Origin of the sequence: Desulfomicrobium apsheronum (assembly GCF_900114115.1) — a bacterium.
Lineage (GTDB): Bacteria > Desulfobacterota > Desulfovibrionia > Desulfovibrionales > Desulfomicrobiaceae > Desulfomicrobium > Desulfomicrobium apsheronum.
In genome coordinates, this window is sequence record NZ_FORX01000002.1 from 397990 (window position 1) to 420122 (window position 22133).

At 58.2% G+C, this 22133-nt stretch carries 22 protein-coding genes and 1 tRNA gene; 21 read left to right on the top strand and 2 right to left on the bottom strand.

The genetic code is table 11. From position 1 onward, the window contains the following. Positions 1-7 precede the first annotated feature (7 nt). Positions 8-1720, bottom strand: a complete 1713-nt coding sequence (locus BMZ40_RS03950; RefSeq protein ID WP_092372822.1) for a hypothetical protein — start codon at positions 1718-1720, stop codon at positions 8-10. Positions 1721-1920: 200 nt separating this feature from the next. On the opposite strand from BMZ40_RS03950, the gene BMZ40_RS03955 reads away from it, so the two are divergent. Continuing rightward, positions 1921-2949, top strand: coding sequence for a GAF domain-containing protein (locus BMZ40_RS03955; protein ID WP_092372823.1), 1029 nt, complete (start codon positions 1921-1923; stop codon positions 2947-2949). 16 nt (positions 2950-2965) lie between these two features. After that, entirely contained in the window at positions 2966-3991 is a 1026-nt protein-coding gene (mreB, locus tag BMZ40_RS03960; protein WP_092372824.1) for a rod shape-determining protein, read from the top strand. On the opposite strand, the gene BMZ40_RS03965 is transcribed toward mreB, so the two are convergent. After that, positions 3984-4508 (bottom strand): NUDIX hydrolase, encoded by a 525-nt coding sequence (locus BMZ40_RS03965; RefSeq protein WP_092372825.1) that lies wholly within the window; start codon positions 4506-4508, stop codon positions 3984-3986. The two genes, mreB and BMZ40_RS03965, sit on opposite strands and share 8 nt — an antisense overlap. Before the next feature lie 27 nt (positions 4509-4535). Between BMZ40_RS03965 and rimI the strand changes: the two genes are divergently transcribed. The 19 genes from rimI (at position 4536) to BMZ40_RS04060 (ending at position 22078) form a co-directional block, all read left to right on the top strand. Continuing rightward, positions 4536-4997, top strand: a complete 462-nt coding sequence (gene rimI / locus BMZ40_RS03970) for a ribosomal protein S18-alanine N-acetyltransferase (protein ID WP_092372826.1) — start codon at positions 4536-4538, stop codon at positions 4995-4997. Next, the gene (locus tag BMZ40_RS03975; RefSeq protein ID WP_092372827.1) at positions 4982-5593 is read left to right on the top strand and encodes an O-methyltransferase; all 612 of its coding nucleotides are present in this window, start codon (positions 4982-4984) and stop codon (positions 5591-5593) included. The genes rimI and BMZ40_RS03975 overlap by 16 nt, the downstream gene beginning before the upstream one ends. Positions 5594-5609: 16 nt before the next feature. Further along, positions 5610-6095, top strand: a complete 486-nt coding sequence (locus tag BMZ40_RS03980) for a peptidylprolyl isomerase (protein ID WP_092372828.1) — start codon at positions 5610-5612, stop codon at positions 6093-6095. Between the two features lie 6 nt (positions 6096-6101). Then, positions 6102-7073 carry a YheT family hydrolase gene (locus BMZ40_RS03985; protein ID WP_245751020.1) on the top strand — a complete coding sequence of 324 codons (972 nt, stop codon included), beginning with the start codon at positions 6102-6104 and terminating at the stop codon, positions 7071-7073. A gap of 146 nt (positions 7074-7219) precedes the next feature. Continuing rightward, on the top strand, positions 7220-8641 hold the full coding sequence (locus BMZ40_RS03990; protein ID WP_092372830.1) for a DegQ family serine endoprotease: 1422 nt from the start codon (positions 7220-7222) through the stop codon (positions 8639-8641). A gap of 39 nt (positions 8642-8680) precedes the next feature. Beyond that, positions 8681-9574 carry a 4-(cytidine 5'-diphospho)-2-C-methyl-D-erythritol kinase gene (ispE, locus tag BMZ40_RS03995; RefSeq protein ID WP_092372831.1) on the top strand — a complete coding sequence of 298 codons (894 nt, stop codon included), beginning with the start codon at positions 8681-8683 and terminating at the stop codon, positions 9572-9574. A gap of 92 nt (positions 9575-9666) precedes the next feature. Next, positions 9667-9742, top strand: a tRNA-Gln gene (locus BMZ40_RS04000). A gap of 22 nt (positions 9743-9764) precedes the next feature. After that, positions 9765-10709 (top strand): ribose-phosphate diphosphokinase, encoded by a 945-nt coding sequence (locus tag BMZ40_RS04005; RefSeq protein ID WP_015772896.1) that lies wholly within the window; start codon positions 9765-9767, stop codon positions 10707-10709. A 51-nt stretch (positions 10710-10760) separates the two neighbouring features. Beyond that, positions 10761-11354: a 50S ribosomal protein L25 gene (locus tag BMZ40_RS04010; protein WP_092372832.1), complete on the top strand. Its 594-nt coding sequence runs from the start codon at positions 10761-10763 to the stop codon at positions 11352-11354. A gap of 75 nt (positions 11355-11429) precedes the next feature. Continuing rightward, positions 11430-12026: an aminoacyl-tRNA hydrolase gene (gene pth / locus BMZ40_RS04015; RefSeq protein ID WP_092372833.1), complete on the top strand. Its 597-nt coding sequence runs from the start codon at positions 11430-11432 to the stop codon at positions 12024-12026. 98 nt (positions 12027-12124) lie between these two features. Further along, positions 12125-12655, top strand: coding sequence for a CarD family transcriptional regulator (locus BMZ40_RS04020; protein WP_092372834.1), 531 nt, complete (start codon positions 12125-12127; stop codon positions 12653-12655). A gap of 254 nt (positions 12656-12909) precedes the next feature. Further along, positions 12910-14157, top strand: a complete 1248-nt coding sequence (gene rho, locus BMZ40_RS04025; RefSeq protein ID WP_092372835.1) for a transcription termination factor Rho — start codon at positions 12910-12912, stop codon at positions 14155-14157. 13 nt (positions 14158-14170) lie between these two features. Further along, entirely contained in the window at positions 14171-15073 is a 903-nt protein-coding gene (gene nadE / locus BMZ40_RS04030) for an NAD(+) synthase (RefSeq protein WP_092372836.1), read from the top strand. Further along, positions 15070-16488, top strand: coding sequence for a beta-barrel assembly-enhancing protease (locus tag BMZ40_RS04035; RefSeq protein ID WP_092372837.1), 1419 nt, complete (start codon positions 15070-15072; stop codon positions 16486-16488). The genes nadE and BMZ40_RS04035 overlap by 4 nt, the downstream gene beginning before the upstream one ends. Positions 16489-16569: 81 nt before the next feature. Continuing rightward, complete coding sequence (gene yajC, locus BMZ40_RS04040) at positions 16570-16923, top strand: preprotein translocase subunit YajC (RefSeq protein WP_092372838.1); 354 nt, start codon at positions 16570-16572, stop codon at positions 16921-16923. A gap of 149 nt (positions 16924-17072) precedes the next feature. Beyond that, positions 17073-18668: a protein translocase subunit SecD gene (secD, locus tag BMZ40_RS04045; protein ID WP_092372870.1), complete on the top strand. Its 1596-nt coding sequence runs from the start codon at positions 17073-17075 to the stop codon at positions 18666-18668. Between the two features lie 10 nt (positions 18669-18678). Next, complete coding sequence (gene secF, locus BMZ40_RS04050) at positions 18679-19752, top strand: protein translocase subunit SecF (RefSeq protein WP_092372839.1); 1074 nt, start codon at positions 18679-18681, stop codon at positions 19750-19752. Positions 19753-20111: 359 nt separating this feature from the next. Continuing rightward, entirely contained in the window at positions 20112-21356 is a 1245-nt protein-coding gene (locus tag BMZ40_RS04055) for a sulfite exporter TauE/SafE family protein (RefSeq protein WP_092372840.1), read from the top strand. 101 nt (positions 21357-21457) lie between these two features. Continuing rightward, positions 21458-22078 (top strand): hypothetical protein, encoded by a 621-nt coding sequence (locus BMZ40_RS04060; RefSeq protein WP_177193008.1) that lies wholly within the window; start codon positions 21458-21460, stop codon positions 22076-22078. Positions 22079-22133 lie beyond the last annotated feature (55 nt).

The window sequence follows — 22133 nt, forward strand, 5'->3', positions numbered from 1 at the left end:
GATGGGGTTACGCTTCGGTCTTTGTCTTGCGTATGGCTTTGAGTTCGTCAACCAGGGAGACCAGTCTTCGGTACAGCTTTCTGATCGTGACGCCGTTTTCGGTCAGTTGGTCCTCTTTTGGCGTCATGTAGGTCTTGATCAGGTAGCGGTCGTTGAGCATGGCTTCGGAATAAAAGATGGCCTTGGAGACCAGTGGTGCGAAATAATTGGCGAATTCAAATTTCAGGTCGGCCAGGATGCCGGTGCTCAGGCGCAGCATCTCAAGATAGGAGATCTTTTTCCCCTTATGGGTACGGTTTTTCAGGTCCTCAAGTTCTTTGATCTCCCTGGCCTGCTTGATATAGCTGTACGTGGTCCAGACTTCCTGATGGAGTTCGTGGTGCTCGCTGAACTCCTCGGCCAGCGCGGGGTTGTTCAGGTATCCGTCCAGCACGCGAACGATCTCGCCATAGAATTCATCCGAATATCCGATCATGCGCCGTTGGTGCTTGCTCAGCCATGAATGCAGGAATTTGAGGCGCTTCTCGTGGGTCTCGGTGTTTTCGACGATGTCGTTCTTCTTGTAGACCACACGGCCCAGAAACTCTCCGCGCACGATGTCGTTGAGTTTGAGGCTCATGGTATACGTGTCTTTCAGCAGGTTGACAGAGGTGCAGACCTGTCCCGTGAGGGGATGGATGATCTCCTGCCGCCAGACGGACAGGGCGCGGTCCTGGCGGACGTTGTTGATGTCGAACTTGTGCTGCCGGTACACCACCCGTAGGATGACCGTGCGTCGCTTGCGGTCGAAGAAGTAGCCTTCCTTGTCCAGGTAACCCAGCACATCCATGCCGCGAATTTCCACGGGGACCAGGGCTATCTTTTCCACGCGCGGATAGGGGTGTCCGGACTGCGTGCTGAAAATGGAGGTCAGGGTCCGGTCCGACTGACCCAGGGCCTTGATCAGGAAGTTCTCTCCCATCTTGTGCAAACGCCTGGCGAAAATGGCGGCCGAGGTCTTGCGTTCCGAAGAGATGGGGTAGCCGTAGAGTTCCATGAGAAACTGGTACACGAATTCGCGGTTGTTTTCGTAAAGCAGGTTGTCGTTGGACTTGAATTTGCGGCTCCTGAGCCCGAAACGCTTGAGCTCCGTGTCCAGATCCGAGGGCAGGGACGCGTAAATTCCGGACAGGTAGAATTGCCCGTCGCGATCCAGCGAGAGGACGTGGGCGCGGTCCATGCGGCTCAAAAATCCGACAAGCAGGGAATAGGAGGCGATGTCCGAGATCTGGTGGTTTTTTGTAGCTTCCTTGAATTCCTCGCGCATCTCTTTTGACATGTGAGCCAGGAAGCAGGCCAGGTTCTTGCAGTGCAGCGAGGACTCCAGCACGCAGCTTTCTCCGAGTATCCGGCTGCCAGGGTCGCGGCAGGTGTGCAACAGGTCGAACTGGAAAATTTCGTTGAAGTAGTCCAGGGAACGCCCGAAGGCGACCATGGAGAAGCCCGGAAGCTCCGGAAATTCGGTCAGGGATGGCTCGAATGAAGGCAGGAGGTCTCGCGCGTCGACCATGGGATAGCCCTTGATTTCGGCGTATGGTTTGAGCAGGCAGAATTTGATGTGGATGAAATCCAGGAAGCGCCGCAGTTCATCCAGGTCGCGCAATGGAGATTTTGGCAGCAGGTGCCCGTTTTTCAGGGCTTTGAAGGTCGGGATCTTGGAAAACGCGTTTTGCCATTTCATGCTGGTGCCAACTATCTCATTGTGTTTGTTACGGTAGTGTGTAGACTATTTTTCATGTTTTGCGTTGCCAGTAAACAGGATTTTCAGCTCGTGCCACCGGCCGCTCCGGTGGTTGAAGAGCGTTCTCATTCCCTGTATGTTCGAATTTTTGCCTTGATGCGTGTTTCGAACCTTAGGCACGCCGTGAGAGTGTTCATCCCATGACCATGAAATACCCTTCCCTGGACAGATTGCTGGAGAGCATCGGCAGCGTTTTTGACGCTTATTCGGTGGTTCTCTTTTGCCGCAATTCCGTCGGGACTTTCGATTTGACCACCGCCTTCAGCCTTGGAGACTCCATCCGCAAGGGCGCGAAGATCGAGCCGGGACAGGGCCTGGTGGGCTGGATTCTCAAGAACGACTCGCCGCTTGTCGTCGAGAAGTTCGACGAGAAGAATACCTTTCTCGGCTATTACGGCATGGAGCAGGACGAGCAGATCAAGGTTTTCGTTGGCTGCCCCCTGCCCGGCGGGCTAGGGGCCCTGTGCATGGACAGCAAGAAGACCTACGCCTTCACTTCCAAGGACCAGCGTCTGCTGTCCCTCTTTGCCCTGGTCGTGGCCGCCATCATTGACGATGTCGGAGAGGGGGGGGTCTCCTGCCAAGAACAGGCCCTGTATCGCGTGCTGCAACAGGTCTATGCCCTGCGCGAGGAGCATCCCAAATGGACGGATTTCCTGAACCGCTATCTGGCTCTTCTGGCCGGGGCCAGCGGTTACGAATACGCCTTCCTCGTGGTCAGCGACGAGTGGGGGAACAACTACCTCCTTGAAGGCAGCAATAAACCCTTCATGCCCGAGAATTTCACTGCCAGGCAGTCGTTCAGCACGGGCAGCGGACTTTTGGGCTGGGTCTTCAAGAAGAATCAGCCTGTCTTTTTCGGCGACGGCAAGAGCGAGCTTGGCCGCACGCCTCTTTTTGGCCGCGACATCCCGGGCCCGGTGTTGAACACACTTATGGCTTTCCCTCTCAAGGTGCATACCCGTTGTCGGGGCGTACTGGTCTTCGGGGATCGCGAAAGCCGGGTCATCAGTAATGAAATCCGGGCCTTTGCCAACATGGCCGCGGATTATCTGGCTCTTTTTCTGGAGAATCTGTATCTGAGGAACAAGGTCAGGCGTTTTGCCCCGCCCAGCGTAAACGATACGGGCGACGCCCTCGATTTCGACAATTCCGATTATCACCCTTAAGTCAGGCAGTGCGAATATGTTTTTCAGCAAGCTTTTCGGTTTTCTCGGTAAAAATCTGGCCATGGACCTTGGCACGGCCAACACGCTTCTCTATTCGCCCAAGGATGGGATCGTGCTCAACGAGCCTTCGGTAGTGGCTCTCGACATCCGCAATGACGCCATTCTGGCCGTGGGCCGGGAGGCCAAGGAATATCTGGGCCGCACCCCGGAGCGGATTCGCGCCGTGCGTCCCCTGAAGGATGGCGTCATCGCCGACTTCGAGGTCACCAAGGCCATGATCTCCTATTTCATCAAGAAGGCCATTACCGGCATGCGCATCGTCAAGCCGCGCATGGTCATCTGCGTGCCTGCGGGAATAACCCAGGTGGAGAAGAGGGCGGTGATCGAGTCGGCGCTGCAGGCCGGAGCGCGCGAGGTCAAACTCATCGAGGAGCCCATGGCCGCGGCCATCGGCGCGGGCCTGCCCATCCACGAACCAAGGGGCAACATGGTGGTCGATATCGGCGGCGGAACCACGGAAGTGGCGGTCATTTCGCTTTCCGCCGTGGCCTATTCCGAATCCGTGCGCATTGCCGGGGACGAGATCAACGACGCCATCCAGCGCTACGTGCAGGATGAATTTCAGCTTTTGATCGGCGAAAACATGGCCGAGGCGGCCAAGATTCACATCGCTTCGGCCGTGCCCCTGCCCGAGCCTCTTCAGTATCGGGTGGCGGGAAAGAACCTGGTCGACGGCAACCCCAAGTCCGTCATCCTGAACGACTCGCACGTGCGCGAGGCCATCAAGGAGCCCGTCGCGGCCATAGTCGCGGCCGTGCGCAGGGCCCTTGAGAAGACCCCGCCCGAGCTGGTCGCGGACATCGCCACCAACGGCCTGCTTCTGGCCGGAGGCGGGGCGCTTCTGAAGGGCCTGGACAAACTCATCACGCAGCAGAGTTCGCTCATGGTGCATATCGACGATGACCCCCTGACCACGGTGGTGCGCGGGACGGGGCGTTCTCTTGAGGATGAGGCGTGTTTTTCGAAGGTCTATATCAACTAGATGTGTCCGGACGATGCAGGCGTGCGTTCCATACGGTCAGCAGCGTCGGGGAGAGCTGGTCTGGATAGGATGTTGCCAGGGCGCCGAGTTCGTCCGGGTCCACGGCCATGAAGGAGAGATCCTGAAGCAGGAGCTTGGCGGCCTGGCTTGAAAGTCCGGCGCAAAAGACCTCCACGATTTCGTTGCCCGTTCCCGCCCCTTCGGTCAGAGTCCGCGCATGCCGCAGATTTCCGGTCAGATCGGCCGCGACGGGGGGCAGATGCCGTTCGGCGGCCTCCTCGGCGGCCTCCATGGCCAGGATGTGCCCGCTTCCCACGATGTCCCAACGCCCCGGATACAGGGGGTGGCTTTTGCTCAGCCTGCGCAGCAAGAGGCGGCCCTGGGCATCCGTCAGCAAGAGCAGAAAACCCCTGTGCCTGAGTCCCTGCAGATGGACCTGCTCCGAAGCCATGATGGCCAGGGGCAGGTTGTTTTCGTCCACGACGTGAATTTTTTCCTGGCCTGTTTCCAAAAACATGAATTCCCGCGCTGGTAAGAGGTGGAAATGGTTGAAAAGGGTCTTGAGCTGCGCTTGCTTGAGCCTCGGGATGCATCGGCGCTTGCCGCCCTGGAGGCCCGGGTTTTTGCCGATGCCTGGGACGCGGAGCATTTCAGGGAGCTTCTTGGGCAGGATCGCTTTTTGGCCGTGGGCGCCTTTGAGCCTGACGGACTGTGCGCATATCTGACGGCATACAGTGTGGCGGGAGAGCTTGAAATAGTCAACGTGGCGGTGGCTCCCGCGCTGCGCGGTCAGGGCATTGGCCGGTCGGTGCTGCATTTTTTTCTGGAGCAGGGGCGCCTGGGCGGCGCCCAGCGTGTGGTTCTTGAGGTTCGCGCCGGCAATCTCGCGGCCCGGGCTCTTTACGGGAGCTGCGGTTTTGTGCAGGTGGGGGTGCGTAGGGCATATTACGCCGACAGCGGCGAGGATGCCCTGGTGCTGGAGTGGACGACGTGCCCAGGCTCGTGAAAGATCCGCACGCCAGTTTTCGCGCCCTGGTTCCGGATGGGGAACGGGGCCTGCGCAGGCTGGCCGATGAAGCAGCCGCACGCGGGATTCCGGTCATCGGGCCGGTCATGGGCGGTCTGCTTGCGCTGTTGTGCCGGATCATGGGCGCTGTGCGCGTGCTTGAACTGGGTACGGCCGTGGGCTATTCCACGACCTTTCTGGCCAGGGCCGTGCGAGATACGGGCGGGATTGTCCTTGGCGTGGACATGCACGAGGCCCATTGCCGCGAGGCGCGGGCCAATCTTGCGTCCTTCGGATTGGGGGAGAGCTGCGCCCTGCTGTGCGCTGACGCCCGCGCCCTGCCTTTCGGAGATGCAGGCTTCGATCTGGTCTTTCTGGATGTGGACCAGCGCTACTACGCGGAACTTGAACCCGTCTGTCACCGCCTGCTTCGCCCCGGAGGGCTGCTGGTCGCGGACAACACCGCCTTTGCCGACGCCGAAACCTTCAACGTCCTGATCCAGGACGACAGTCGTTGGGACGCGGTCAACATTTACGCATTCTTACCGAATCATGCGCCGGAGCAGGACGGAATCTGCCTGGCGCGCAAGAAATAAACAGGAGACTCAAGAAATGATAGTAATGGAAACTTCCAAGGGTACGCTGAAGATTGAACTGTTCGCGGACAAGGCCCCCCTGACCTGCGAGAATTTTCTCAATTATGTGCGCGAGGGCTTTTACGACGGAACGATCTTCCATCGCGTCATCCCCAATTTCATGATCCAGGGCGGCGGGATGACCGAGACCATGAGCGAGAAGAAGACCGGCGATCCGATCAAGAACGAGGCCGACAACGGAATCAAAAACCAGCGCGGCACCCTGGCCATGGCCCGAACCCAGGCCGTGGACAGCGCGACTTCCCAGTTTTTCATCAATCTGCGCGACAACGCGTTTCTGGATCACGGCTCGCGGGATTTCGGCTACGCCGTGTTCGCGCGGGTGGTCGAGGGGATCGAAGTCATGGACGCCATCGCGGGCGTGCCCACGGGCAGCTTCGGCTTTCATCAGGACGTGCCCAAGGAGCCGGTCATCATCACCCGGGTCAGCGTGGAGGAATAGACGTTGGTGCGGCTGGCGAGAGCCTTTCCCTTCTCCTCGGGGCATGTCCAGACGCTTTTCCCGCCGTTGTTCCGCCCCATGGCGGACGCGTGCTACGAGCGGGAGCGTCTTGAGACCTCGGACGGAGACTTCGTGGACCTGGACTGGTCCCGGGGGGAGGGGAGCCGCAGTCTTGTTTTCATCATGCATGGCCTTGAAGGGCACTCCAGGCGCAAATACGTGCTGGGCATGGTCAAGGCCGCGCGGGAGCGCGGGCTTGACGCCGTGGCCATGAACTTCAGGGGGTGCAGCGGGGAGCCGAACCGCAAGGTCTCCATGTATCATTCGGGCTGGACCCGCGACCTGCACGAGGCCCTGCTCATGATCGAGGCCCTGGGTCGCTACAACTGCGTGCACCTGGTCGGATTCAGCCTTGGCGGAAACGTCATTCTCAAGTATCTTGGAGAGGACCCATCCATCATTCCGGAGTTCGTGCGCTCGGCCGTGGCCATTTCCGTGCCCTGCGATCTGGAGGATTCTGCCCGGGCCCTGGCCCGTCCGCAGTGCGCCTTCTACACTCGCTACCTGCTTGACCAGCTGCGAAAGAAGATTATCGAGAAGGGTCGGCTTTTTCCGGGAGCCCTCGACCTGAAAGGCGTGGAGACGCTGCGCACCTTTCGCCAGTTTGACGACCGTTTCACGGCCCCGCTGCATGGTTTCCGCGATGCGCTCGACTACTGGCGACGCTCCAGCTCTCGGCAGTACCTGACCGGGATCGACCGGCGGACATGTATCATCAACGCCACCAACGATCCTTTTCTGGGGCCGCGCTGCTATCCCGCCGAAGAGGCCCGCGCCAACGATCGCCTGACCCTGCTCACGCCCCCGACCGGCGGTCATGTGGGTTTCGTGGGCTCGGGCTGGGGCGGGATGTACTGGTCGGAGTGGATGGCCATGCGCTTCCTGCTGGAGCCGGGCGCTTCGCAAGTGCAGAAATGAGGCGTAAATTTCTGTTGCCGATTGCAGATGTGCGGGATTTTGCACGACAAGCCGAGGCACAATTTTTTTTTCCTTGCCGATCAGTGGATTGACTCTGGCATGATCGATGCTTTTCGCAGGTTGTCAACAAGACACGGAGGTCTCTCATGAAATATGCAATTCGACTCCTTACCATCATGTTCGTGTTTGTGGCCTCGGCCTCCATGGCCGCGCAGCTGCCGGATTTCACGGAGCTCGCGGAAAAGTCGGGCCAGGCGGTGGTCAACATCAGCACCGTCAAGATCGTCAAAAATCAGCGCAACATGCAGCAGTTTTTCCGGCAGGGGCCGCAGGGACAGCACCCGTTCGGAGATTTCTTCGACCAGTTCGAGCGCTTTTTCGGGGAGCAGGGACAAGGCGTTCCGCGCGAGCAGCGCTCGCTGGGATCGGGCTTTGTATTCTCCGCTGACGGGTACATAGTCACCAATAACCACGTCATCGAAGGCGCGGATTCCATCAAGGTCAACCTGCAGGTCGACAAGAACGGCGACCGTTCCTACGACGCCGAGGTCATCGGTACGGACAAGGAGACGGACCTGGCGCTTCTGAAGATCAAGACCGACAAGCCCTTGCCGTTTCTGACCTTCGGGGATTCCGACGCGCTCAGGGTCGGGCAGTGGGTCATGGCCATAGGCAACCCCTTCGGGCTTGACCACACCGTCACGGCCGGAATCGTCAGCGCCAAGGGTCGTACCATCGGCGCCGGTCCCTACGACAACTTCATCCAGACCGATGCCTCCATCAATCCCGGCAACAGCGGCGGACCGCTCATCAATATGGACGGCCAGGTCATCGGCATCAATACGGCCATAGTGGCTTCGGGGCAGGGCATCGGCTTTGCCATACCAAGTCATCTGGCCCGGCAGGTCATCGAGCAGCTCAAGGAACACAAGATCGTGAAGCGGGGCTGGCTCGGCGTGTCCATCCAGGACGTGGACGAGAATTCCGCCAAGGCCCTGGGACTTGATGTGGCGCGCGGCGCTCTCGTCTCTTCGGTTACCGCTGGAGACCCGGCGGAAAAGGCCGGAATAAAGGCCGGAGACGTGATTGTCGCCGTGGATGGCGTGCCCGTGGCCGACGCCGGCGATTTGACCCGCAAGATCGGTGATCTGCTGCCCGGCGTGAAGATCGACCTCTCGGTCTGGCGCGAGGGCAAGACCGTCAAGATTCCTCTGATTCTGGGCGAGCGCAGCGCGGAAAAGGTGGCCCAGGGAAGGCCCGGCGCTCCGGGCAGCCAGGGCGAGGATGTCCTTGGACTGAGCGTTAGGCCCGTGACCGAAGCCGAGGCCAAGGCGCTGGAACTTGAGCAGGCTCGGGGGCTTCTTGTCGTTGAGGTGAGCGAGGGTTCCAAGGCTGCGCAAAACGACTTGAGCGCCGGCGATGTGATCCTCGAAGCCAACGGCAAGGCCGTGAATACGGTCAAGGCATTGCGGGCCGTGATCGAGGGAGACGGCAAGGAAAAGGGCGTTGTCATGCTGCTGATCAAGCGTCAGGGACGCAACGTCTTCCGCACCGTGCCCTTGCCCTAGAAACACGAACCGGGAGCACATTGGGATGAGCACGCAAGGATGAGCACGGTCTGGAAGCTTCGGGCAGGTTGCAAGGTCAACCTCTATCTGGACATCGTCGGGGTGCGGGAAGACGGCTATCATGAGATTGAGAGCCTCTTTTACCCGCTCCCCGCGCCTTGCGACATTCTGGACGTGCACCTGTCTGACGGGCAGGGCCTGCGCCTGTCCTGCACCGCTTCGGATCTCGGCACCGAAGAGAACATCCTGTCCAGGGCGTACCAGAGGTTTGCCGAGACGACAGGTTTTGCTCCGGGCGTGTCGGTGCATCTGCACAAGAACATTCCCATGGGTGCAGGCCTGGGAGGCGGCAGCAGCGATGCGGCCGCCTTTCTTTCCTGGCTCAACGCGCGGGCCGGTGACCACGCCCTGGCCAGGGGTGATTTGGCCGGACTGGCCCTGACGCTGGGGGCCGACGTGCCCTTTTTTCTGGGCAACGCACCAGCCTGGGTCACAGGGATTGGCGAGAAGCTCGAACCGGTGGCCTGCGATCTGGCCGACTACACGCTGCTGGTGGTCTGTCCCGCCGTACACGTCAACACCAGATGGGCCTACAGGCGATGGGACGAGATGCGCGCAAACGGAAGCGTGCGCCCAAGAAAAGAGTTGACACCCGAAAACAGCCCTATTATGAGTCTTTGCTTCACGAAACCGCCCAAGCTTTGGAATGGATTTGAAGAAGTCGTTTTTCATGAATTTCCAGCGCTTTACGAGGTCAAAAAGCAAATACTGAATCACTTTCCGGACGCATGCGTCATGAGTGGAAGCGGTTCAAGTTTTGTGGCTCTTTTTTCTTCCGTGGAGTGTGCGAACCGATGTGCCGGCGCCATGCGGGCCATGGGGCACGCATGCCACGCAAGCAGGTCCGGTGAACCTCTGGGTTTGAATTCGTGAAGGTTGAGGGTTGGGCTGCGGGTCTGCAAACCCGACGCTCTTTTTCTTTTACTAAAGGAAGCCACAGGCCTAAAAAACCGGGCGACCTATGTTGGGGCGTCGCCAAGCTGGCAAGGCAACGGATTTTGGTTCCGTCATCCGGAGGTTCGAATCCTCCCGCCCCAGCCATTTTTTTATCCAAGGACAGATTATGCCACGCATGGGCGAGCTGAAAATCGTCACGGGAACCGCCAATCCGGCTTTGGCTGCCCGCATTTGTGATCATCTGGGCTGCAAGTTGACCCATTCTCTGGTCGACAAGTTCAGCGACGGAGAGATCCGCGTCGAAATGGGCGACAACGTTCGGGGTGACGACGTGTATGTGGTGCAATCCACCTGCGCTCCAGTCAACCATAACTTGATGGAACTCTGCCTGATGCTCGACGCCCTGAAGCGCGCCAGCGCGGGCCGGGTCACGGCGGTGGTGCCATATTTCGGCTACGCCCGTCAGGACCGAAAAGTCGTGCCCCGTGCGCCGATCAGCGCCAAGCTGGTGGCTGACTTCATCACGGTGGCCGGCGTGGACCGCGTTCTGACCATCGACCTGCATTCCGGGCAGATCCAGGGTTTCTTCAACAAGCCCGTGGACAACCTCTATGCGGCTCAGGTTCTGCTTGAATATATACGTAAGCTCGGCGATAATCTGATTATCGTTTCGCCCGATGCGGGTGGCACGGAGCGGGCCAGAGCCTATGCCAAGCGGCTTGGTGTCGGGCTGGCCATCGTGGACAAGCGTCGCGAAGGACCGAACAAGGCCCATGCCATGCAGCTCATCGGCGACGTCAAGGGCAAGATTGCCGTTGTTCTTGATGACATGATCGACACTGCCGGCACCATGACCGAGGCCGGAAACATGCTGGCCGAAAACGGTGCCGAGGATGTCGTTGCCTGCGCTTCCCACGCGGTCCTGTCAGGGCCTGCCGTGGAGCGTCTGAACAACTCGGCATTTTCGCAGGTCATCGTGACCGACACCATACCGCTCAATGCCCAGGCTCTGAGCAGTGACAAGTTCAAGGTAATTTCCGTTGGCAGTCTTATTGCCAAGGCTATACATAATATCCATTCTGAATCTTCCGTCAGTGTTCTGTTCAGCTGAACCCGGACAGACAAGAGATTGATTTTTAGTTGATGAATAAAGGAGAAAAGCATGTCTGAAGTCGCAAGTTTGCAGTTAACGCCTCGTGAGGAAAGGGGAAAAGGCCCTTGCTCCCGTTTGCGTTCCAATGGTTTGGTTCCCGGCGTGTTCTACAACTCTAAGGGTGAAAATATCTCCTTTACCGTAGACAACCTGGCTTTGGGCAAGGCTTTCGAAAAGGTTCGCTACTCAAAGATGATTGAGCTGCAGATCGAAGTTGACGGTCAAGTGCAGAAGCGCAACGCCCTGTTCAAGAAGCTCGTGAAGCACCCGGTCAAGCGTCGCTATGACCACGTGGACTTCATTGGTATCGAGCTTGACAAGGAAGTGCAGGTCACCATCCCCGTCGAGACCGTCGGTCGCGCCAAGGGCGTCGTGCTGGGCGGCAAGCTGGAGATCCTGCAGGAACGTGTCATGGTGCGCTGTTTGCCGACCGCCATCCCCGATTCCGTTGTCGTCAACGTGACCGAACTTGAAATCGGTGGCAAGGTGCTTGTCGATCAGCTCGTTCTGCCCGAAGGGGTCAAGGCTGTTTACGAGCGCAACTTCCCCGTTGTCGCGATTCAGACCGCCCGTGGCGCCAAGGCCGGCGAAGAAGAAGAATAGTTTGACATTCCCGGGGTCCTGCCTTGGCAGGACCCTCTTTTCTTTTTCGACCACCCTCTTTTCTGACGGTTCCCCATGACATATGACGGCCTGATAGTAGGTCTGGGCAATCCGGGTACAAAGTATGCCCGGACCCGGCACAATTTCGGTTTCATGCTCGCGGATCACCTCCTTGAGTACTGGGCCGGTCAGACCGGAACTGTCTGCACCGCCCGCAGCGCGCGTCTCAACGCGCAGCTTTGGGAGGTAAACGAGGATTACGGTGCCCGGCGCTGGATCGTCGTCAAGCCGCTGACCTTCATGAATCTGAGCGGTCAAGTGGTGGGAGAGCTTAGCAGAAAGAACGGAATCCCAGCGGATCGGATACTCGTCGCCCACGACGAGCTCGACCTGTCCTTGGGTACGGTTCGTCTCAAATTTTCCGGTGGACTGGCCGGTCACAATGGGCTCAAATCCGTGGCGGCGCATCTTGGCACCCGCGATTTCGCCCGGATACGTCTGGGTATCGGACGTCCGGAGGGCAGCGAGGCCATGGCCGATTACGTGCTGCGCTCCTTCCTGCCCGCCGAATGGGAGCTGGTCGCCGAGACCCTCGACATCGCGCGTGACGCGGTCGTGCATTATTGCCGAGAAGGTCTGACAGCGGCCACGAGCCGTCTTCATACCCGCTGAAGCCAGTTGTCTGTTCCAGCTCCTAGTGGACGCCGTCTTGATTTTGATCTATAGTCATCTTCCTTTGCAGTTCGATTACGTATTTCTGGAGGTCACTTGTGTTTTCAGTTGATGAACTTGTCGTCTATCCCGCTCAGGGGGTCGGTAAGGTCGAAAGGATTGAGACCCAGGAGATCGGCGGCGTTGCCACTGAACTGATCATCGTGCGTATATTGAGCAATAACGTCACCTTGATGGTCCCTGTGAAGAACGCCCGAAATGTCGGACTGCGTGGTGTCTATTCTCCTGAGCAGGCGGAGGAGATTCGCGTCTACCTCCAGGACAGGAGCGACTTTACAGGCTATTCCGGCCAGAACTGGAATCGCCGCTATCGCGAATATTCCGAAAAACTCAAAAGCAGCGATTTGCGCGATGTCGCATATGTGCTGAAAGAACTCATCCTCATCGGCAAGGACAAGGAACTGTCCTTCGGAGAGCGGCGTTTGCTGGAGCAGGCCATGGGCCTGATCTCTCTTGAACTCTCGTTTGCCTTGAAGCAGGATCAGGCTGAAGTGAAGAAGTCCATTGAAGACTTGTTTGCCGACATTCTCCATGCCAAGGACGCAGAAAGCGAGGCCGAGGTTGATTAGGGGCCATTGGCCCCTTGTTTTTTATTCTGCGATCAGCTAAATATTTAATCCATTCCTGCCTGACACTACAAGTCCGCAAGCAGATGTTCATAATTTCCTTATTGATCCCTTGAAGGGCTTCATATTCATATCAGAGTACTCCTATATTCCATTATTATTTTTCGAATTTTGCATTGTACATGCTTTTTTCTTTTTGGTCTGTTCCATTTCTGCGGTCTCAGGTCCCAGCCATTTCATTGTTATGAGGGTTTGTTATGAATCTTTCTGAGTTGAAAACCAAGTCCATGTCCGAACTTATGGACATTGCCGGCGAGTATCAGATTGAAAATATGAGCGGTCTGCGTAAGCAGGAGCTTATTTTCGCCCTGCTTCAGGCCTGCGCTTCCCAAAACGGTTCCATTTTCGGCGAAGGCGTGCTTGAAATCCTGCCCGACGGATTTGGTTTTCTGCGCTCGCCCATGTACAGCTACATGCCGGGCCCTGACGATATTTACGTTTCGCCTTCGCAGATCAGGCGCTTCGGATTGCGCACCGGCGATGTCATTTCCGGGCAGATCCGTCCGCCCAAGGAAGGGGAGCGCTACTTCGCGCTGCTGCGGGTCAAGGAGATCTGTTTCCGCGAACCCGAAGAAGCCAAGCGCATCGTTCTTTTCGACAACCTCACCCCCATCTATCCCGACGAGCAGTTCCGCCTGGAAAACGGCGACAAAAACTACTCCGCCCGCATCCTCGATCTCATGACTCCCATCGGCAAAGGCCAGCGCGCTCTCATCGTGGCCCCGCCTCGTACCGGCAAGACCATGCTCATGCAGGCCATCGCCAACTCCATCAGCGTCAACCATCCCGATGCCTACCTCATCGTCCTTTTGATCGACGAGCGGCCCGAGGAAGTCACGGACATGGAGCGCACGGTCAGGGCCGAGGTCATCAGTTCAACCTTTGACGAGCCGCCGCAACGGCACGTGCAGGTGGCCGAGATGGTGCTCGAAAAGGCCAAGCGTCTTGTCGAGCGCAAGGTCGACGTGGTGGTCCTGCTTGATTCCATCACCCGTCTGGGCCGGGCCTACAACGCGACCACGCCGTCCTCGGGACGCGTTCTGTCCGGCGGCCTTGACGCCAACGCCCTGCAACGGCCCAAGCGCTTTTTCGGCGCGGCCCGCAACATCGAGGAGGGCGGCAGCCTGACCATCATCTCCACCGCTCTTGTCGACACCGGTTCGCGCATGGACGAGGTCATCTTCGAGGAATTCAAGGGCACGGGCAACTGTGATATTTATCTTGATCGCCATCTTTCCGACAAGCGCGTCTTCCCGGCCATCGATCTCAACCGTTCCGGCACCCGCAAGGAAGAGCTCCTGCTTGCCCCCGATGTCCTGAACAAGGTCTGGATCCTGCGTCGCATCATGGCCTCCATGAATTCCGTGGACAGCATGGATTTCCTGCTGGACAAAATGCGCGGAACCAAGAGCAACAAAGATTTTCTGGACATGATGAATTCCTGAAAAAGGAGGTTGCATGGCTGCCCTGCCCCGCATGGAATGTCCTCGCGACGACGATTTTGCTTTGTGGCTCGATCTGCTTGCGATCGAGCCTTCCGAACAGCTCCTCGATGCCTTGGGCGATTTCCTGCAGGAATACCTGCGCAGCTCGGGCCTGAAGGCCTACGTCATGGGATTGTCCGGCGGAATCGATTCCTCCTTTCTTGCGGCCTTGCTGCATCATCGGCGCATTCCATACCTGGGTTTTTGCCTGCCCATCGCGACAAACACCCCCGAGGAGACCGCGCGAGGCTTGAGCGTCGCCCAGGCCTACGGCAATCCTCCCAAGGGCGCTTCCTTTGCTCATCTTCAGGATTTCACCGCGCTGTACCAGCAGATCTCAAGCACCTTCGCAGGCATCTGCCCCGGCTCCTCCCCCGTGGCAGAAGGCAACCTGAAGGCCCGCACCCGCATGCTCTTTCTCTACCACATGGCCCAGATTCACGGTGGATGCGTCCTTTCCACGGATCAACTCGATGAACTTCTGACCGGGTTTTGGACCCTGCATGGCGACGTGGGGGATGTCAGTCCCATTCAGCTCGTGCCCAAAAGCGTCGAATACGACCTGGCCCGCATGCTCTGTGCGCGCCTGACCGATCCTGCGCCCCTGCAGGCAGCCATCGAAGCCGTGCCCACGGATGGGCTCGGCATCAGTCGTTCCGATCTGGATCAGCTCGGGGCCGAGTCCTATGCCCAGGTCGAAGACATCTTTCGGGAGTATTTCCAGCTGCGGCTCAAGGAACGCGATGGCGAGCTTTCAGCAGACGAGGCCTTGCGTCGTGGCGAGCTTGAGCAGATGGGCCCCGTGCGGCGTTTTCTGCTCAGCGGCTTCAAACGAGGCGGTGCGGTACTCGTGGACCCGAGGAGGGTCGTGTCATGACCAGTGTCCGGGGCATGCGCAAGCGGGTTCTTGTTTTTGCCTGCCTGATTGCCCTGGTCTTTCCCAGTTCTGTTTTTTCAAATTTCGGTGAATTCACCATTCGCGATGAGCTTGAGCTTGCGCGTAAGTTCGATCTGGTTATCGAGACTCGCTTTCCCGTGATCCAAGACACCCGAATCATTGGTTACGTGCAGTCGCTGGTCGATCGTCTGATCGCGGCCATGCCTCCCCAGCCTTTTCCCATCAAGACGACCGTGGTCAGGAATTCCGCCCTGAACGCCTTTGCCTCGGCAGCAGGGCACATCACGATTTTTACGGGTCTGATCGCCAACATGGACAACGAGGACGAGCTGGCCAGCGTCATCGCCCATGAGCTGGCGCATGTCTCCGAACGGCATATCGCCAAATCCATAGAGAAGAGCCAGCTGGTCGGGGCCGGCTCCCTGCTCGGAATCCTGGCCGGCGTGCTGGTCGGTTCCCAGGGGGGAGGGGATGGCGCCGGGGCCCTGGTACTCGGATCCGTGGCCGGGGCCAAGGCCATGCAGCTCAAATACACCCGTGAAAACGAGAAGGATGCGGACCAATACGGCCTCGGCTATCTCGTTGATGCCGGCTTTGCTCCGGCGGGGATGACCAGCGCCTTCAACAAGATCCGTAAATTGCAGTGGCTTGGCGGCGGAGGGGATGTCCCCTCGTACCTGTCCACGCATCCGGGCATGGATGATCGCGTGGTCTACATGCAGGAGCGCATTGCCCGGCTGCCCGCCAACGTGCGAAACCGCGCCTCCGACAACGAGGCCTTCGAACGCGTCAAGCTGCTGGTCCAGGCCTGGTACACGGATCCCAACACCGCCAAGGCCATTTTCACGTCCTCCGGGAAATCGACGTGTCCCTTTGTGCTTGGCGAAGCCATCGCCCTCAGCAGATTGCACCAGATCGAGGCGGCCAAGATCCGCTTTGATGAAGCTCTGGCATGCAACGGCAATGACCCGTTGTGGATGCGTGAATACGGACGCTTTTCCTTCGAGTACGGAGACCTTGAAACCGCTGCGAAATATCTTCAGGAAGTCGTCCTGCGTGACCCGAACGATCTCTTTGCCCTCTTTTTCTATGCGCGGGCAGTGGCCGAGCAGGGGAATCACGCGGCCAGCGTTTCGGCGATGGAGCGGGTGCTCAAGGCCGTTCCCCGGGATGCCGAGGTGCTGGAATATCTCGCCCGCTACCAGGCAGCCATGGGGCGCGCTTTCGAAGCACACTTGAATTTTGCCAAGTCATTCGCATACAAAAGAAAATTCAGTAAATATAATTTTCACCTGCAAAAGTCCGAAGCATTGGCCCAGACCCCTCCGCAGCAGGAACAGCTTCGCAAAGTGCGCGAGGAGATAGCCGAGTTTCGGGAGATTCTGGGGATCTAGTCCGCTTTGGCCTTGTATTTCAGGCTTTGCCAGTGTAGCCAGACCGCAAGTTTTCGCGACAATTCGTAATGGAGGAACACCATGTTTTTTGAAAATCTCGCCCATGCCATGGGACAGGCCCCTGCGGCCGGAGGTCAGCCCGGCAATCCGCTGATGACCTTCATGCCCCTTATCTTGATGTTCGTGATCTTTTATTTTCTGCTTATCCGCCCGCAGCAGAAAAAGCAGAAAGAGCACAAACAGATGCTTGAGAATCTGACCCGCGGCGATCGCGTGGTCACCGCCGGTGGATTGCATGGCCGCGTGGTCGAGGCCAAGGAAGATGTCCTGACCCTTGATCTCGGCAATGACATGCACGTCCAGGTCGGTCGCGGTTTCATTTCTGGTCTCGTCCCTGCCGATGGCGGCAGCAAGCCCAAGGACAAGAAAAAGTAGCCTTTTCATACGGCATACGATAAGGCAGGCCTGTTTCCGTAACCGGGAACAGGCCTTGTTTTGTATGCGTGACCGGGGCTTTGGGTTCCGGCTGCTGATTGAGATTTTGGCAACATTCAACCTGTTTGATTTGGATAAGGATGATGCTCATGGGTAGTTTGCGCTGGAGGGCATTGCTTGCCGCGTTCGTGATTTTTTTGGCCCTGATACATGTTCTGCCCTCAATTCCCTCGGTTCGGAATTCATCGCTGGGGGCGCTGCTTCCTTCTGATGAAATCGGCCTAGGACTTGACCTCAAAGGCGGAATTCATCTGACTCTGGGTGTGGATCTTGATGCCGCTTTGGGCAATGCCGTCACCAGCATTGGGCAGGATCTGCGCCTTGAAGCCCGGGAAAAGAAAATTCCGGTCCTGCGCCCGCGTCTTCTGGACAGTCGAAGGCTCGAATTCACGCTGCTCAAGCAGGAGCAGCGGACGGAACTGGATGCGCTGCTGGCTGCCCGCTTCGGCAGCATGGAGATCATTTCCACCGACGATGGCGGTAACGGGCAGCTGCGCTATGTGCTGGGCGTCACCCCTGAGTATGTGAAGTATCTCCAGGATCTGACCATGGATCAGGCCCTCAAGACCATCCGCAACCGCATCGACCAGTTCGGAGTTGCCGAGCCCGACATCCGCAAGCAGCAGGGCAATCGCATTATCGTCCAGCTGCCGGGCCTTGACGATCCCAAGCGGGCCATCAACATCATCGGACGCACCGCACATCTGGAATTCAAGCTGGTCGACGACGGCGCCGACGTGCAGGCCGCAGTGGCCGGAACGGTTCCTGCCGAGAGCGAGCTTGCCTATTTGCAGGACAAGAGGGGCGCCTCGGAAGTCAAGACGCCCATCGTGCTCAAATCCGAGGTCGTGCTCACCGGCGAGTACATCACCGACGCCAACGTGCAGTTCGATTCCTACGGGCAGGCATATGTAGGCATGAATTTCAACGCGCGCGGAGCCCGCATCTTCGAAGAGGTCACCGGCGCGAACATCAAGAAGCGTCTGGCCATCGTGCTCGACGGCACGGTTCATTCCGCGCCCGTCATCCAGGACCGCATCGGCGGCGGCCGTGCATCCATCACCGGACAGTTCACCACCGAAGAGGCCCATGATCTGGCCGTGGTGCTTCGGGCCGGTTCCCTGCCCGCTCCGGTGAACATTCTCGAAGAGCGATCGGTTGGACCTTCCCTTGGACAGGAATCCATCGACAAAGGCATTATGGCCGCATCGATCGGCGGCTTGCTGGTGGTGGTCTTCATGTCGATCTACTATCGCCGAGCCGGACTGATCGCGGCATTCGAGATCATCCTCGACATTTGCCTCATCCTGGCTGGCCTTGCGGCGTTCGGTGCCACGCTGACCCTGCCCGGCATCGCGGGCATCATCCTGACGCTGGGCATGGCCGTTGACGCCAACGTGCTCATCTACGAGCGCATCCGTGAAGAGCTCCGGCGCGGCGAGTCCGTGGCCGCCGCCATCAACAACGGCTTCAACCGGGCGACCCAGACCATCATCGACTCCAACGTGACCACGATCATCGCCGCAGTCATCCTGTACCAGTTCGGTACCGGCCCTGTGCGCGGCTTTGCCGTCACCCTGACGCTCGGCATCCTGGCGTCCATGTTCACGGCCATTTTCGTGTCCCGTATCTTCTTCGACTCCTGGCTGGCCAGACGGCAGCCCGGCACCCAACCGAGCATTTAAGGAGCAGACCATGTCCTTTGAAATTATCAAACGCGACACGAACATCGACTTTGTCGGGATGCGTAAGTACGCGTATGTCCTTTCCGCCGTGCTGCTTCTGGCCGGGTTCCTGTCCCTGCTCGTCAAGGGCGGCCCGCAATACGGCATCGATTTCGCCGGCGGCTTCAACGTCCAGGTCAAGTTCAGCCAGTCCGTTGAGCTGGACAAGATCCGCATGGCCCTCGACAGCCCCGCCCTGACCGGTCTTGTGGTCCAGGATTTTGGCGACGCCGGGGATCACGAGATCCTGCTGCGGGCGTCCTTTTCCGAGCAGACCGCCAATCAGGTCCGTGAAGCCGTGAATACCGGGCTTGAGTCCGCCTTCCCCGGGGTGACCCATGAAATTCAGCGTCTTGAAATGGTCGGCCCAAAGGTGGGCGCCGATCTGCGCGAGAAAGCCCTGGAGGCCATTTTCTACGCGGTCCTGCTCATAGCCACCTACATCTCCGGACGTTTCGAGCAGAAGTGGATGGTTGCCGGACTCATGGCCGCCGGACTGGCTTCGGTTGTCTACGTGCTTGATTTTCTCAATGCGCCCACAAGCCTGTCCGTCATCGTCGCGACCGTCGCGGCCCTGGTGCTGTGTGTCGTCTTGCGACTCAAGTACGCTCTTGGAGCCATTGTCGCTCTTATCCATGACGTCATGATTCCGCTGGGACTCTTCTCCCTGCTGAACAAGGATGTCGATCTGACCATCATCGCGGCGCTCCTGACCATTGTCGGCTATTCCCTGAACGATACCATCATCATCTACGACCGCATTCGTGAGAACATCCGGGCCAAGGTTTCGCCTTCCCTTGACGTTGTCATCAACAAGTCGGTCAACCAGACCATGTCCCGTACGCTCATCACCGCAGGCACGACCTTCGTGGCCGTGTTCTCCCTGTATGTCTTTGGTGGCGGCGTGATTCATGATTTCGCACTGACCATGCTCGTCGGTGTTGTGGCGGGCACCTATTCGTCCGTATTCGTGGGCGCTCCGATTCTGGCCTTCTTCAAGCCCCGCATCGATGTCGATGAGCATCCCGCACCTGCCACTGCCTGAAGTACGGTTCTTTCCTGACATTCAGTAAGGCGCTCTTCGGGGCGCCTTTTTTTATTGGCATTGTGGATTGTTTTTGGGGGATGTCGGGATGTAAGACACTGAGTTTTGCAAGGGTAGTAATTGTGAAATTAATAACGAGTGAGAGGGGTTTGGAAGGGCGATTTGGAGGAAAGTTTGGTGAAAAATGTGACAAAAGGAGCAAAGCTGGCTATGAAAAATCTTAGTTTGCCATTTTCCTTGAAACAGTGGTAGGCGAAACAATCTTTTCAAGACGAGCCGAGTCTGGTGGTGACGTCCGATAACTGCTCGGAAATTTTCAGCTTAGTTTCATTTTTTAAATGGGAGAAAAGGGAGGATTTATGTCTAAACGTTTTCGTGTTCTGGTTTTGTCCGCTCTGTTTGTGCTTGTGAGCGTTGTCGGCCCTCTCTGGGCGCAGCAGGAAGCTGGCGCACCCGCCGCTGCTCAGACAGAAGTAACCGCCCAGGCCGCTGCCGCGCCTGAAGCACCCAAGGCAGCCGTCACCGGTTCCAAGCTGGAGCAGGCCATTGCCAAGGCTCCCGTGGGAGCAGAACCCGGTCAGATCGATACAGCCAAGCCCGCCGGTTTTCTGGGCATCCCCGGCGCTCCCCAGATCAATCCCATCATGGCGCTGCTCTGGGCGGTGTGGGTAGGCTGGATTTTCTCCACTGTCGGCGCTTTTGGCGGCGTCATGGCCGGTGTCGGCCACGTGACTGTTTTTGGACTTGGCGCCTACGCCAAGGGCTTCAAGAGCACCGCTCCCGATCTGAACAAGACCGTGACCGACTCCATCCGCGCGTCCAACCAATTCCTTGTAGGTCTGTCCGCCCTTATTTCTTCCATCAACTACGGCAAGATGGGACGCCTTGTGCTGCCTCTGGGCCTGGCCCTTGGCGCCGGTTCGCTGCTTGGCGCATGGGGTTCCGCAACCCTGTCGGCTGGCAAGGTTTCCTTCTCCGCGTATCAGGGTTGGTTCGGTTTCTTCGTGTTGGCTCTTGGTTGCTACCTGTTGTGGGAGACATCTCCTGCCGGTCAGTCCAAAAAGGTCAAGGCCAAGCAGGCCGCGCAGGCTTTTGAAGCCGCTGTCAAGGCTCAGCGCACCGGCGGCGGCCCCGCCCCGACCGGCGTCAAGGTTCTCGGAATCACCTTTTCCAAGGTTCAGTTCACGTTCTGCGGCGTCGAGTTCAGCTTCAACCCCGTGCTGCCCGTCGTCGGCGGTGTTGTCATCTCCGCCCTGGCGGCCTTCCTGGGTGTTGGCGGCGGCTTCCTGCTGGTGCCTTTCCTGACCAGCATTACCCAGCTGCCCATGTACCTGGCTGCCGGCACCTCCGCCCTGGCCGTTCTGGTCAGCATGGTCACCAGTATCCTGACCCTCATGACCAAGGGCACTCCCGTTGACTGGGTTCTCATCGGTACGGAAATGGTTGGTGTCGCCATCGGCTCCATCGTCGGTCCCCATACCTCCAAGTACTTTTCCGACAAACTGCTCAAGCGCATCTTCATCGTTCTTGCCTTCTATGTAGGCATTGACTATATCTTGAAGGGCTTCTTTAACGTCCGCGTTATCGAACTTCTGTTCGGCTAGGCGCCACTTGTAAAAACGAACACACCCAATGGCCCCGGCTCTGTCGGGGCCATTTTTGTTGCATGGAAACACTACGTAATATTCTTTTGATGATGGACCCCATGTTTATCTGGGGATTTCGACTCTTCGCTCACCCCTGGGGCGGTTTTTTGACGGGCCTCGCCGTGCTGTGTCTTCTTTGTGTGATCACGGGAGATTTCACATCGCATTTGGCCCGCAGGCTCAATCGCAAGGTGTATGGCAAATACCGTGATGAAATGGTTCGACAGCACAACCTCTCCGTGGAGGCTTTGAAGCATTCCGACAAGGAAGCGTACAAGGCCGTCAACAGACAGGCGCATGAGGCATTCGGAAAGTATTTTTTCAGCCAGGCCGGAGCGTTCACCCTGTCCATCTGGCCGCTGCCTTTCGCCATGGCCTGGCTGGATATCCGTTTTGGCGGCATTGCGCTCACTTTGCCTTTTGCGGTGCCGGGCATCGGTGATAGCGTCTTTTATCCGTTTTTCTTTTTTCCCATATACATTGCCGTGCGGATTTCTTACGGGAAAATCATGCGCCGTTTTCCGTTCTATCGGCGCATACTGGACTGGAGCAAGCACGGCAACGAAACGCAGATGGTTCCCTTCATGGATTTGCTCAAGCCTTCGACCGGGGCAACCCCTGGTAAACTTGAAGAGGATGAGCGTCCGTCCGGCGGGCCTGACGATACACCCCGAAAATGACCGCGCCGTGTGGCGGCGGCATCCTTTTGGGCCGGGCCGCGCGTTTGCGGGAGCG